Annotated in this window: 14 protein-coding genes; 8 read left to right on the forward strand and 6 right to left on the reverse strand. The window is 49.2% G+C overall.

Features of this window, described 5'->3' with window-relative positions; genetic code table 11:
- Positions 1 to 2: 2 nt before the first annotated feature.
- Positions 3 to 374, reverse strand: coding sequence for a CCC motif membrane protein (locus tag PKI34_02220; GenBank protein HNS16621.1), 372 nt, complete (start codon positions 372 to 374; stop codon positions 3 to 5).
- 120 nt (positions 375 to 494) lie between these two features.
- Between PKI34_02220 and PKI34_02225 the strand changes: the two genes are divergently transcribed.
- The 4 genes from PKI34_02225 (at position 495) to PKI34_02240 (ending at position 4,805) form a co-directional block, all read left to right on the forward strand.
- Positions 495 to 668: a hypothetical protein gene (locus PKI34_02225; GenBank protein HNS16622.1), complete on the forward strand. Its 174-nt coding sequence runs from the start codon at positions 495 to 497 to the stop codon at positions 666 to 668.
- A 135-nt stretch (positions 669 to 803) separates the two neighbouring features.
- The gene (rlmD, locus tag PKI34_02230; protein HNS16623.1) at positions 804 to 2,279 is read left to right on the forward strand and encodes a 23S rRNA (uracil(1939)-C(5))-methyltransferase RlmD; all 1,476 of its coding nucleotides are present in this window, start codon (positions 804 to 806) and stop codon (positions 2,277 to 2,279) included.
- Positions 2,280 to 2,304: 25 nt separating this feature from the next.
- On the forward strand, positions 2,305 to 4,221 hold the full coding sequence (locus PKI34_02235; protein HNS16624.1) for an ATP-dependent DNA helicase RecQ: 1,917 nt from the start codon (positions 2,305 to 2,307) through the stop codon (positions 4,219 to 4,221).
- The gene (locus PKI34_02240; protein ID HNS16625.1) at positions 4,200 to 4,805 is read left to right on the forward strand and encodes a DNA-3-methyladenine glycosylase; all 606 of its coding nucleotides are present in this window, start codon (positions 4,200 to 4,202) and stop codon (positions 4,803 to 4,805) included. The genes PKI34_02235 and PKI34_02240 overlap by 22 nt, the downstream gene beginning before the upstream one ends.
- Before the next feature lie 58 nt (positions 4,806 to 4,863).
- On the opposite strand, the gene PKI34_02245 is transcribed toward PKI34_02240, so the two are convergent.
- The 3 genes from PKI34_02245 to PKI34_02255 all read right to left on the reverse strand — a co-directional run bounded on the left by PKI34_02245 (position 4,864) and on the right by PKI34_02255 (position 7,058).
- Positions 4,864 to 5,136 carry an HU family DNA-binding protein gene (locus PKI34_02245; protein ID HNS16626.1) on the reverse strand — a complete coding sequence of 91 codons (273 nt, stop codon included), beginning with the start codon at positions 5,134 to 5,136 and terminating at the stop codon, positions 4,864 to 4,866.
- Positions 5,137 to 5,306: 170 nt separating this feature from the next.
- Positions 5,307 to 6,269 carry a methionyl-tRNA formyltransferase gene (gene fmt / locus PKI34_02250; GenBank protein ID HNS16627.1) on the reverse strand — a complete coding sequence of 321 codons (963 nt, stop codon included), beginning with the start codon at positions 6,267 to 6,269 and terminating at the stop codon, positions 5,307 to 5,309.
- Positions 6,270 to 6,362: 93 nt separating this feature from the next.
- The gene (locus PKI34_02255; GenBank protein HNS16628.1) at positions 6,363 to 7,058 is read right to left on the reverse strand and encodes a tetratricopeptide repeat protein; all 696 of its coding nucleotides are present in this window, start codon (positions 7,056 to 7,058) and stop codon (positions 6,363 to 6,365) included.
- 189 nt (positions 7,059 to 7,247) lie between these two features.
- On the opposite strand from PKI34_02255, the gene PKI34_02260 reads away from it, so the two are divergent.
- The 4 genes from PKI34_02260 (at position 7,248) to PKI34_02275 (ending at position 9,334) form a co-directional block, all read left to right on the forward strand.
- Complete coding sequence (locus PKI34_02260; protein HNS16629.1) at positions 7,248 to 7,520, forward strand: HU family DNA-binding protein; 273 nt, start codon at positions 7,248 to 7,250, stop codon at positions 7,518 to 7,520.
- 64 nt (positions 7,521 to 7,584) lie between these two features.
- Entirely contained in the window at positions 7,585 to 8,271 is a 687-nt protein-coding gene (locus PKI34_02265) for an RNA methyltransferase (GenBank protein ID HNS16630.1), read from the forward strand.
- Between the two features lie 177 nt (positions 8,272 to 8,448).
- Positions 8,449 to 8,697 carry a hypothetical protein gene (locus PKI34_02270; GenBank protein ID HNS16631.1) on the forward strand — a complete coding sequence of 83 codons (249 nt, stop codon included), beginning with the start codon at positions 8,449 to 8,451 and terminating at the stop codon, positions 8,695 to 8,697.
- Positions 8,698 to 8,764: 67 nt separating this feature from the next.
- Positions 8,765 to 9,334: a YqgE/AlgH family protein gene (locus PKI34_02275; GenBank protein ID HNS16632.1), complete on the forward strand. Its 570-nt coding sequence runs from the start codon at positions 8,765 to 8,767 to the stop codon at positions 9,332 to 9,334.
- 25 nt (positions 9,335 to 9,359) lie between these two features.
- Here PKI34_02275 and PKI34_02280 read toward each other — a convergent pair whose 3' ends face one another.
- Together PKI34_02280 and PKI34_02285 are read right to left on the reverse strand one after the other, a co-directional pair.
- Complete coding sequence (locus tag PKI34_02280; GenBank protein ID HNS16633.1) at positions 9,360 to 10,151, reverse strand: hypothetical protein; 792 nt, start codon at positions 10,149 to 10,151, stop codon at positions 9,360 to 9,362.
- Between the two features lie 22 nt (positions 10,152 to 10,173).
- Complete coding sequence (locus PKI34_02285) at positions 10,174 to 13,683, reverse strand: PKD domain-containing protein (protein HNS16634.1); 3,510 nt, start codon at positions 13,681 to 13,683, stop codon at positions 10,174 to 10,176.
- Positions 13,684 to 13,699: the final 16 nt, after the last annotated feature.

The raw sequence follows: 13,699 nt of genomic DNA on the forward strand, positions 1-13,699 counted from the left end.
GATTAAGTCGTGCACATCTCCCACGGAATGAAAGAAAATGCTGCTCCGATGATGACAATCACGATCAAGTAGTAGAGGCTGACCAGCAGATTGATGATTAAACCGATGATCGCACAGATTTTTCCAGCCTTCATATTATTATAAGAGCCTTCGGCGTATTTTCCCGGATTGGCCTCATAGAGCCTCTTCCCTTTGGAAGCCATTACCAGGGCAATGATGGACAGGACCAATCCCAGCCCACAGCACACGATAATGGATAAGATGCCCATGATGAGTACGGCTGTTGAGTTGGGAAGCACTTCCTGAACAGGGGAAGGAGCTGAAGCAGGGATACTGCCGTTCGCCTGGTTCGTCGGATCCGTCGTATTTTCCATTTTTTGATAGTATTAATGTGACAAAATGATTGTAATAATGTAGTTGCAAACCATCAACGCACCTGTAAACATAGCAAAAATCTTCAGGTACAAAGCACCGTACCTGAATTTGAACATAAGATGCAATCCCAGAAAAACAAACAGAAAGAGTACGGGCAGCAGGGGCGGGTACAGGTGGAAACTTTCCACGAAATTGCCTTTCAGCAACTCAATGAAGGAGCGCTGCAGTCCGCATCCGGGGCAGGGTATCCCCAGCACCTTCTGGTAAATGCAGGGGAACTGGTGGTGCTCTAACCATTCAATCAGGCGGACCATAGGCGGTGAAGAACAGGAGATTGTTATCAGGGGGTAAATATAGGTCAAATCCCGCCAAATTCAAACAACATTTAAATCGTAATTTTGCACCGAAGTTTGAATTGTTTGCCTGCCATGAGACGGAAAGAAAAAAAATCCCTGCCTTTGATCGGGAAGGTGGAAATATCGGATGCCGGATCGGAAGGAAAAGCTGTGGCGAGGGCCGGAGACCTGGTCATCTTTGTTCCTTTCGGAGCTCCCGGTGACCTGGTGGATATCCAATTGACCACACTGAAGAAATCGTTCGCCGAAGGACGGATCGTCAGGTTCCACCGGCGATCCGAGAAACGGGAAGATCCTTTTTGTCCGCATTTTGGACTCTGCGGAGGATGCAAATGGCAACACCTGAAGTACAGCGAGCAGTTGCATTTCAAGCAGAAACAGGTTGAAGACAATTTTGAACGCATCGGGAAACTGGATGTGAACCAGGTTGCACCGATCCTGCCTTCCGTACGGACTACTGATTACCGGAACAAGCTTGAATTCACCTTTTCGAACCGCAAATGGTTGACGGATCCTGAGGATGCTGACGAGCCTTCAAGGGATATGAGAGCGCTTGGTTTCCATCTTCCCGGGATGTACGACAGGGTACTGGATATACGTGAATGCAGGCTCCAGGAAGAGCCTTCGAATGCCATACGGCTGGAAGTCAAGGCATTCGCCATTGAAAATGATCTGGAATTCTATGATGTCAAACGAGGGACCGGGTTGCTTCGCAACCTGATCATACGAAATACCAGGCTTGGAGAATGGATGGTCATCCTCGTGTTCAGGATCAATGATGAACCCGTTATCCTTGCGCTGCTCCGGCACCTTGCAGAACGGTTCCCCCGCATCACCTCCCTGATTTATGTGATCAACGGGAAACGGAACGATACCATAACGGATCAGGAAATGAAGCTGTACAAGGGAACGCCGTACATCGTGGAAACCCTTCCTGCCTTCGGCACAGACAAGCTGTTGCGCTTCAAGCTGAGTCCCGTTTCATTTTTTCAGACGAACACCCTCCAGGCTGCCGAGCTGTATAGGATCGCTGCTACTTTTGCCAATCCGTGCGAAACGGATTTGGTGTATGATCTTTACACAGGGACAGGGACCATTGCCTGTTATCTGGCCGGAAAGGCCGGCCGGGTGATTGGTATTGATAATGTGGAGTCGGCGATCGGAGATGCCAATGAAAACGCACGATTCAACCATATTTTCAACACCAGGTTTTTTTGCGGTGACCTTGCCGAGGTGCTGACCGGTTCCTTTATTGATTCGAACGGAACTCCCGACATTGTCATTACGGACCCGCCACGTGCAGGCATGCACGAAAAAGTGATCAGGCAGCTGATCGCTGCCTCACCGGCGAAAATCGTGTACATATCGTGCAATCCGGCTACCCAGGCCAGGGATATTGCCTTGTTGAAGGACCATTACAGGCTCGACAGGGTGCAGCCTGTGGATATGTTCCCGCATACCCAGCACGTGGAAAACATTGCTCTGATGATCAGAAAGGAGCTACAGCCACAAGAAGGACAGATTATCTGTAATTATAAAACCGATTAGCAAAGGACAGAAAAGCATGCGGGAGATGCAGAACATTCACGGGATCCTGAAACAATACTGGGGTTTTTCTTCCTTCAGGCCGTTGCAGCAGGAGATCATACAATCGGTGCTGAGCGGCATGGATACGCTGGCGCTGCTGCCGACAGGGGGCGGGAAATCGGTGTGCTTTCAGGTTCCTGGAATGGCCTTACACGGGATCACCCTGGTCATTTCACCCCTCATTGCCTTGATGAAAGACCAGGTGATGAACCTGAATAAAAAGGGTATTCGGGCAGCTGCCATTTATTCGGGTATGGACCGGCAGGAAATTGATGTCACACTGGATAATTGCCTTTTTGGCGGGATCAGGTTCCTGTACGTTTCTCCCGAACGTCTCCGGACGGAAAGGTTCATTGAGGCGCTGAAGCAAATGAAGGTAAGTCTGCTGGCCGTGGATGAAGCCCATTGCATTTCGCAGTGGGGGTATGACTTCCGGCCCCCTTACCTTGAGATTGCCCTGATCCGTGAATTTTTAACAGGTGTGCCGGTCCTTGCACTCACAGCCACGGCAACGCCGGAAGTGGTAGAGGATATTCAGGAGAAACTGAACTTCGCCCGGAAGAATGTTTTTCAGAAAAGTTTTGAGAGAAAGAACCTGACCTATCTTGTGTTCAAAGAGGAAGATAAAACGGGACGATTGCTGAGGATCATCCGGAACGTTGGAGGGACAGGTGTTATTTATGTCCGGAACAGGAGAAAGACACAGGAAATTGCCCGGTTTCTTACGCAAAACCATATCCGCGCCGGATTCTATCACGCCGGGCTTGATCCCGCGATCCGGGAAAAGCGACAGGATGAATGGATGAGTGGCAGATCGGATGTGATCGTTGCGACGAATGCTTTTGGAATGGGCATCGACAAGCCGGATGTGCGCTATGTGGTCCACCTGGACCTCACCGACAACCTGGAAGCCTATTTCCAGGAGGCAGGCAGGGCCGGACGCGATGAGAAGCCATCCTACGCGGTCATGCTTTATGAAAAGGCTGACATTGATCAGGCAATCTCTAATTTCCGTTCTTCTTTTCCGGATACCGCAACCATTAAAGCGATCTACAACTCATTAGGTAATTATTTCGGTATCCCCGCAGGGACGGGCGAGGACCAACAGTTTGATTTTGAGCTTAGTACTTTCTGCAAACAATACACAATACCCCAGGTGGCGGCGTTCAACGCGCTGAAAGTCCTTGAAAGGGAAGGGTACATCTTAATGAATGAGGCCATCAATGCAGCCTCAAAAATTTACATCAAAGTGGATAAGGAAGTCCTTTATCATTTCCAGGTTGCCCATCCTTCGGCCGATACCTTCATCAAGACGCTATTACGTTCGTACAGTGGACTTTTCAGTGATTTTGTCCGTATTGACGAAGCTTTGATAGCGCGCAGGACCGGATTGAGCTGTGAAGAGGCGGTAAAAATGTTGCAAAGGCTGCACGAAAATGACATCCTGACCTATCTTCCGCGCAAGGACAAACCTCAGCTGACCTTTACGCGCGCCCGGGTGGAGGGATCCCACCTTGGTTTAACGGAAAGTATGTATGCCCATCGGAAAGAGGTGGCCTGGAAACGGCTTGAATCCGTAATGACCTATTTATCCACCGCCGACCGGTGCAGGAGCCAGCAACTTCTGGCCTATTTCGGTGAAACAGGTGCTCATCCCTGTGGTGCGTGTGATTGCTGCCTGGCATCCGGAAGGAAGGCCGGCACCGAAAACGAACGAAAACACCTTGCGGATACCGTGAGAAACCTTCTCCTGCAGCGTCCCATGACGATCACTGAGCTGGTAAAGGCAACAGGTGTCATTCATGAGGATAAAGTGGTCCAGGTCGTGAGGTGGCTGATGGACCAGGAGAAAATTACCTTAAATCCAAGGCAGCAACTTCAATGGGCAGACAAGACACGATAGTACTCGACCGTTCGTTTTACACGCGCGATGATGTGAACGAGCTGGCCCGCTTATTACTAGGGAAAGTTTTGTTTACGCGTATCGGCAATCAGCTGGCGGGCGGGATGATCACGGAAACAGAAGCCTACCGGGGAATACACGATCGCGCTTCCCACGCTTACGGAGGCCGGATGACAAAGAGGACCCGGGTAATGTACGCCGGGGGAGGCGTAGCCTATGTATACCTCTGTTACGGGATCCATTCTTTGTTCAATGTTGTAACAAATGTTGAGGATATCCCGGATGCCATTCTGGTCAGAGGGATCGCGGTGACCCACGGATGCGATGTGATAGCGCAAAGGCTTGACAGGAAGGTGGAGCTCCGGTTTCACCTGGCCGGGCCTGGTTTGGTTTCCAGGGCCTTGGGCATTACCACCGGACTGACGGGACTGCCCCTTGTCAGGTCAAAAACAGGAGATGCGCTATGGATTGAGGACCGGGGAGTAGTGGTATCCGCTGGTCAGATGGTGTCTTCTCCCCGTATCGGGGTGGATTATGCCGGGCCGGATGCTGCCCTGCCTTACCGGTACCTCTGGTCGCCATAAAAAAAAAAGCTGATCACACATAAGGGCGCGATCAGCTTTTTTGCTCCGAAAAGAAGAATTACTTCACCATTCCGGCCAGATTGTTACCAGCTTTGAACCTGACAACTTTCTTAGCAGGAATATTGATCACCTTCTTGGTCTGCGGACTAATGGCTTTTCTGGCAGCGCGTTTGGCAACCTGGAAAGAACCAAAACCGACGAGCGCTACTCTTTCACCTTTTTTCAGCGCACCTGATGTGGCTTTCAGGAAAGCATCCAATGCTCTTTTCGAATCCGCTTTTGTGAGACCAGCATTTGAAGCGATGGCTTCAACTAATTCCGCTTTGTTCATTGTTTCTAGATTTTAAATTAGGTGAATAAATTAATCTTATCAGAAGATCAATTAAGTGATGCGCAAAGATACTTCATTATCAAGGAATAGCAAGCACCGACCTTCTGAAACCCGCCTAAATGTTGATAAAACGGCGCATTTGTTAATAAAAACCTTGCAAAATCAGCGTTTCAGAGGGTTCGAAGGTTTTCCGGAAGGCTAAAACCCCTGAGAAATTCGCTGATCGTCATCCTTTTTTTTGAGGGAAATTGAACTTCGTCAAGACAGACAATTCCATCACCCGTGGTTATGCCGAGGCACGACCGGTGATCAGTGACGATGTGTCCGGGTGGTTGGTGAATGGGGGAAAGTTGAAGGTGTGAACGGTATATTTTAAGCTGGAAGGGTTCCTTTCCGGGGATGGTGAATTCAGCATAGGCACCCGGAGCAGGTGATAATCCCCTGATTCGGTTATGGATGGCCAGGCTGCTACTGGTCCAGTCAAGCCGGCAATCCTCTTTTCTGATCTTTGGCGCCTTTTTAAGGAACCGTTCCTCCGGGCCCGGGATGGATTGATCGATCAACGTATAAGAACCGGTACCGATCAGTTCAACGGTTCGCATGACCAGCAGGGATCCTTCTGCCATTAGGCGGTCGCGGAGTTCCCCGGCAGTTTCATCGGGATGGATCCGGACTTTTTCCTGCAGCAGGATTTTACCTGTATCCACTGTTTTATCCAGGAAAAACGTGGTAACCCCGGTTTCAGTTTCTCCGTTGATCAGTGCCCACTGTATGGGTGCTGCCCCTCTGTATTGGGGCAGAAGGGATGCGTGAAGGTTGAAGGTGCCTTTTGCGGGTATTTTCCAGATGACTTCCGGCAGTATCCTGAATGCCACCACGATCTGCAGGTCGGGATCCAGGTTGCGCAACTGGCTGATGAATGATTCCTCGTGTAGGTTCTCCGGCTGCAGGACAGGTATCTGCCTTGACATCGCAAAGCGTTTTACGGGGGAGATACTGATTTTTCGGCCCCTGCCCGCTGGCTTATCCGGGACAGTAACAACGGCAGGAATGGTGTATCCCTTTTCGATCAGCATCGACAGGGGGCCAATGGCGAAATCAGGACTGCCCATATATATGATACGGAGTGACATACGTTTTACCGTACGGTGATTACTCCACTCCCCATGGGTATGGATCGGTGTGACCTTGCTGGCGGATAGCTGTTAAAAGCAGGGTAGGGGCTATCATGGGTTCGTTCCCAAGAAGCCTTTCACCCTGGCAATGTATTTATCGATGTTCCTGAACTCAGAACTGGTTTTGAACTCATCCCGGACACGTTCGTAAAGTTTAAGTGCTTCCGTATAGTCGCCCTTCAATTCGTAGGTCATTCCCGCTTTCAACAGGAACATCGGGGTGGTATAGGCATTGGTGTTATGATCAGCTGCCTTCAGGTAATAATTCAGTGCCTTCTCCCTGTTGTCCAGCTCAAGGTAGGCGTCCCCCAAGGCTCCGAAGGCCATGGATGATACGATGTGGTCTTTGCTTTTGAACTTTTCCAGGTAGTTGATGGCATTCTGAAACTCGCCCAGGTGGAGATAACACAGACCGGAATAATAATGCGCCAGTGTGGCAGTCTTTGTAAGTTTATAATCATCAATGATGTCAAGAAAGCCAAGGTAATTGCCGTCTCCGTTCAGTGCAAGCCTAAGAGAGTCTTTTTCGAAGTATTTCTCGGCCATGAACATCTGGGACTGTGCATCCTTTTCCCTGGGAGCAAGGTACAATCTCTTGAATCCGAAAATACCCAGAACAATGACAATGATGGCGAAGATGATGATATAGAGAATTTTTTGATGTTTCTCTATGAAAACTTCCGTCTTGCTTAACGCCTCTTCAACTGCCAGGATATTTTCTTCTGCTTTGTCTTTCTTTTTGACCATTTCTTGAAATTTTTGCAAAAGTATGGTTTTTTGAAATCATTGGCCTATTCATTCAAAAATTATTTAAACGAGCGAATCAAAAGAGCTGTGAGGCAAGAAAATAAATAAATCACGATTTTTACTTGATTTGGATGTTATTATGGGTTACCTTTGCCTGGATCTTAAACATTCACCAAAACCTCATTACTTATGAACAAAGCTGATCTCATTGGAGCCATCGCGTCCGAATCAAATTTAACCAAAGCGAGTGCTAAAAAAGCGTTAGAAGCATTCCTTAAAGTGACATCAGGTTCCCTTAAAAAAGGAGAAAAGGTCACACTCGTTGGTTTTGGAACGTTCAGTGTTGCGAAGCGTGCTGCACGCGTTGCAAGAAATCCGCGCACCGGCAAGGAAATTAAAGTCCCTGCCAGAAAAATCGCCCAGTTCAAACCGGGTGCAGAGTTAAAAGGCATTGTCAGATAAAAAATGTACGAAATTAAGCAGGATGAGCTCCGGTGAAGACCGGAGCTTTTTTTATCTTCAGCCGATGGATGAAAACTTGAAAAAGGAGTACCTGGATTACCTGCTGCAGTTTGTCAGCCGGAACAAACAACGCCGGTTCGGAGAAATCATTCAGTGCCGGACCAGGCATATAACCATTGTGCTGGAAGATATCTATCAATCACACAATGCAAGTGCAGTGGTGAGATCCTGTGATTGTTTCGGGATACAGGATATCCATATCATTGAAAATAAGCACAGTTTCTCTGTCAATCCCGACATAACACTGGGTTCCACGAAATGGCTCAACATAATAAAACATAGCGGACAGGAGGAAAACACCAAGGACTGTCTTGCTGCACTGAAAGAAAAAGGGTATGTCATCGTGGCAACCTCCCCCCACCGTGAAGATTACCTGTTGAATGATCTGCCCCTGAATCGGAAAACTGCCCTCCTTTTCGGGACGGAGCTCAACGGCCTGAGCACTGCTGCCTTGGAGATGGCCGATTGCTCCGTACGGATCCCGATGGTCGGATTTACTGAAAGTTTCAATATCTCTGTATCGGCTGCCATCTGTCTATATGATTTGACGCAAAGGCTGCGAAAATCAATGATCAACTGGCAGCTCAGTGATGCTGAAAAAATTGATACCCTGATCCAGTGGACCAGTCAAGTGGTGAAAAAGCCCCATGCGTATGAAAAAGAATTTATGAATTTGCGGATGCGCAGTTGAGGGATGTTTTTTTCCTACTTTTGCATCTCAAATATGTATTAAAAAATCTAACCAATGGGAAAAGGTGATAAAAAATCGAAAAGGGGAAAAATTACGATTGGATCTTATGGTGTTCGCCGGTCCCGTAAAAAGAGGAAAACTTCTGCTCGTTTGGTTTCAGCTCCAAAGGAAAAGGAAGTGAAAAAGGTACCGGTCGTAGTGGAAGCTGTGGTGGATGAATCGGTTATTGTTGTTCCGGAACCTGTTGTTCCTGCTCCTGTGGAGGAAGCGGTGATTGCCGTTGAAAAACCTGTGAAGACAGCCCGTAAGGAACCTGCTAAAAAGGTGGCAAAGGAGAAAGCTCCGGTGAAGAAAGCGGCCAAAAAACCCAAATCTGCAGAAAAGGAAACGGAGAAAGCTGAACCGGAGAAGCCAGCGGAAGAATAAGCAACCGGGGCAAACACAACTTCCGTATTCCCGGTGCCTCCCCGGGTTTTCATACCAGTGATTCAGCATGCCTGGAAAAAGCAAAAAAATAAAACCTGCTCCCGGAAGGTTGCTGATCTCAGAGCCTTCTCTTCAGGATTTCTATTTCCGGCAGTCGGTCATTTTACTCGCTGAGCACAACGAGCAGGGCTCCTTTGGCCTGATCGTAAACAAACCCATTCAGGCAAAATTAAACGAGGTGACCGGAGATTTTCCTGATTTTGACGCTGAAATGTTCCTGGGAGGACCTGTCAAGACTGAAAACATTTTTTACATCCATACGGTCGGTGAATTCATTCAAAACAGTATCAAGATCATGGATGGCCTTTACTGGGGCGGTGACATTGAAATGATCAAAGAGATGATGATCCTCCGGCAGCTGACCTCAAAGGACATTCGGTTCTTTGTCGGGTATTCGGGTTGGGAATCCCGCCAGCTTGACCGTGAATTGAAAGAAAAATCCTGGGTGGTATCGACCGCAAAGGCTGACCTGGTGATCCAAACCAATCCTGGCAAGTTGTGGAGCACACTGATGCGGTCTTTTGGCGACGATCATGCCCTCTGGGCAAATTACCCGCCTGATCCTTCCTTTAATTAGGGAAACACTTGTGGCTGATGCAGTTTTACTGTTGCGTGTAATCCAGCTCTGAACCCCACATGCTGTGCGGGACCACGAATGCAATGAACAGCACCACGGCAGCAACGATCACCCATGCTCTGTAGTTCCGGTTCCGTTGTTGCTGGATGAAGGCAATCAGCCAGAAAATGAATGCAACGGCGGTCTTATTGTCCGTAAGGTCGTGTCCGAAAGGCCAGCCGGTCCAGAAAGCCCCAAATGCATATTTCTGAACTACCGGCCCCATTACAAGACCCCCGACCAGCAGCAGCAGGAGGGTCAGGCGTGTATAGGTGATGACCCGCGGCCCTTTGAAAAGAGCTTCCAAACCCGTATAGGTTGAAAACAGCATTGCCATGAAGATCAGGATGATGTGCAGGATCAGCACCCAGGTCGGAACGGCGCCCTTGAAACGCATCACCACCGGTTGCTCTGTCACGGCAATCCGCTTTTGTTCCTGTTCAAGAAAAACCTTATACATGATCTTGCCCGCCGGAGGCTGTGCCGGCAGGTAGGCTACCAGCGAATCGTCGTGGCGAACCATTTTTTGCTCAATCCATTCATCATGGCTTTTGTAGCGCTTGTACTGGATCGTGCCGTTTACGTTTTTATCCGGCACATTCAGGAAAATCATGGCATCGGCCCCGCATTCAGCGGTACGGATCAGGCGGTTGGTGACGTTCAGGTCACCGAGTTCAGTTTTCACGGTCAGGGGATAGGTCGGACCCGTTTTACGCTGATAATAGACCGAAGCAAGGGTAAGGATGATGGCAAATACCCAGATCAGGACAGATCGCATTTTGAGAGTCATTGGAAATGTTCTATCGGATGATGAGCTTATTGATATACACGCTGCTGGCATTCTTCAACCTGACCAGGTAGATGCCAGGCGACAATCCTGCCAGGTCAATGATATGGTTATGGGGACCATCCGTATCCACGATCAATTCATCCTCCCTGATGGTCATTCCTTTCATGTCTTCCAGGATCAGCGTATACTTACCGTGCAGTCCGCGTGTCCACAGGTTGGTCTGCCTGACTGCAGGATTCGGAAAGAGCATGAATGCAGCATGGTCTTCCACTTCGCCGATCCCGACGCAGGCGTCGTAGGTAAAGACAAGGGTTACCGTATCAGAGTTTACACAGCCTGTTTTCACCAGTTCCGTCCTGACCCAGTAGGTCTGCACTTCCACGCCCACACCGGTGGTCTGTACCTGGAGGGTATCGTCGATCGAGCCATTGCTCCACAGGTAAACAACCTCTTCCGTTCCCGTATAAGGCCGCAGCACAAGGGTATCATAAACACAAACATCCACCGGATCATTCCCAATGGGTATGCTGCCGGGATAAAGGAGCGTTTCAGGCAATGGATTCACGATGACAGTGACCGTATCGTGGGCTTCGTTGCCAGAATCATCCTGCACCCTGACGATAAAATCCGTGGTGATATAGAGGGGACTTGTATAGGTTGTTTGGGCCGTACTGTCGGCTACAAGAACCCTGGGCCGCCATCTGAAAAAATTGTAGGTTTGTGATCCTCCCGCCGGGGTTGCATCGATGAAGACAGAGTCCCCGTAACATATCACCGAGTCACTTGCAGCAGCCAGGACATTGATCGGCCCCCCGATAATGGTTACGGTAACTTTATCAGTATCCTTGCAGCCAAACCGGTCGGTGATTTCGAGTGAGAATTCCCTTGGATCAAAAAGTTTAACGGTTACAGGATCGGAAACGTCAGGGGGGAAACAATACCCCTCCGGTCCCCAGAGATAGGAGTAGGGTCCGCCAGCTCCACCCGCGGCGCTCCCATCCAATTGTGCAGTCGTTCCCCAGTTGATGGCGAATGAATCACCGGCATCAGCCACGGGGAGTTCGATGACCGTGATCGTGATCGAATACCAGGCGTCGTTGATGCCATCGTTGACAGTAAGGGTGTAAATCGTTGTTTCCTCCGGGCTTACCCAGACTGCCGATAGTGTCGAGTGCCATCCGCCCGGATTCGGATCACACGTCCACTCATAAGACCATTCCTCTGAGCCGCCCCAGGGATTGGCGATAAGTTGGGTTTGTCCGCCATAACAAATCGAATCTCTGTCAGTTATAATTGATGTACCCAAGGGGCCACCCTTTACTTTGACCAGCACCTGATCTTCTTCATAGCAATTGTTTGCATCCCAAACGCTCATCGTAAAGAGATTGTTGGTCCTGAGGTAAACGGATGTTGGATTTTGGATATGGCTTTCCAGAAGGGAGTCAGCCGGTTCCCACTGGATGGTGTAAGGACCGTTGCCCTGGATATCTGCATCAGCAAAATAGTATGGAGAATTATACACTATTGTCGCATCTTCACCCGCAAATACCTCCGGCAGGGCCGTAACTGTAACCTGCAGTGGACCGGAAGCAGCGCTCTGCTCATTGCACTGGTTCACGCTGGTCACCCTGATGGTGGCGTTCCCGTAAAAGGTGTCGTTCCAGTTTACGGTAGCGTTCTTGGTTGTGCCGCTGATCGTGCCTGCCGAGGCGGGCGATATACTCCAGATATAGGATACTGCGTCGGGGGCACCGGTGGTATTGTAGGAGGAGTTCGGACTGTTCTCGCACATCTTATTCAATCCTGTGGGTGTTGCGGATACGGTTGGCGGTGGTATCTGAATGACCGGGAGGGTTACAGGGTCACTGATGCACCCGTTGTCGGTGTCCACTGTCAGTTTAACGTTGTGCTGACCCTGGGTGGCAAAGGTGTGCTGCGGATTTTTTTCCGTGGAGGTCCCGCCATCCCCGAACTCCCAGCTCCAATTGTTAACAGTCCCGCCATTGGGATTCGACTGGTCGTGAAATTTTGTCGGGGCTCCGAAGCAGTAAGGTTCGTAGGAGAAGTTAGCCGTTGGCTTGGGAAGGATATAGATCTGTTCCTGCGCCGTCCGGTCGGTTGAAAGATAGGAAACAACAAGCGTTACGATATGGGTTCCCCAGTCGGCAAACTTGTGCGTGGGACTTAATTCATCCGACACTCCTCCGTCGCCGAAATCCCAGTGCACCGATTGATACCCTGTTATATCCGAAGTGACCGTAAACACAGTCTCGTCCCCCCAGCATATATTCTCATACTCGAACCTGGGAGGCGCAAAATAGGTCTGAATGAAGGTGGGCAATCCGTACATGCTGGTTCGGTACGAGGAGGATCCCAGCCAGATCCCCTCGGGATCCAGTTCGCAGCTCTCGCCGGCCAGGTTTGGATTGTTGATGATGGCAAGATAGGGTAAAAAAGCACGGGAGATATAGATTTTCTGGTCGGGTCCGACCTGAAGTGCCCCTCTTCCCGCATACCCGGGATCAGCGGCGGTAGATCCGATGTAAACTTTCGAATTTTTGATGGCGTTTGAATCCCCCGCAAACAGATCGTACTGGTAAATATGCATTTTGTTGGACTCAATCGTGTCCTGTGCGCTTAAGTAAAGGAACCTCGAGTTTGGTGAGAATTCCAGGCCATATGCACCTTTGAATCCATCAAAAGTGATCGGGTTTGCCACAACACCTGATATGGGGTCAAAGTCGAACAATTGATAATAATCACTAAAATGAACAGCCATTGCTAATTTATCACCTGATGGGGAGCCTTTTAGATACCCAACGGAATTGAGCTCGTTCTCTCCTAATTTCCTTCCAACCTTTGAGATGACTGGTGTTATGTTGACTCCCTGTGGTGTTACCCGATAGGTTAAAAAGGTATCGGAGGGGTAAAACGATGTGTCACCGTTAGGGAGTTCTTTAAATGTTTCCCATTTATGTGTGATCACCCATATATCCTTGGAATCGTAATCGCCATGTCTCATGGCCGTTACCTTTTCAGTGACCGGTGTGTTCAGTGCGAGTATATTATTTTTTTCAATCACCTTTCCCAAACCCCCATTCTGTGATATGTCGACTACCGAAAACCGAAGCCCTTTCCTGTCTGAATCTCCCATATAGGGAACCGTGAAAACATAATAGGTATTGGGGTCTTCCGGTTTGGGAACAATGATGCCCGACTGCGTGGAGGAATAGTGTCCGTAAAGACCTTCTCCGTTTTCCATGTGGAGATGATTTTTATTCCAGATGGTCTGTCCGTCGGTGTAAAACATTAACTCTCCGGATGAGCTGGCAATGGATGCACAACCCTCCTGGGCATAAATGAAGTCGTCAGCGACTTCCAGATAAGGCTGAGGACCTGCGGGGAAGTTGAAATTCAATCCGGCCCGTCGTCCGAATATCCACATGTTCGCTTCGTTCGACTGGCCAAAACCAGCAAGGATAAAGGATGAGAGGATGAATAGGAGAAGTATTCTTTTCACGGTGATTTTGTTTTTT

The organism is Bacteroidales bacterium (genome assembly GCA_035342335.1).
Lineage (GTDB): Bacteria > Bacteroidota > Bacteroidia > Bacteroidales > JAGONC01 > JAGONC01.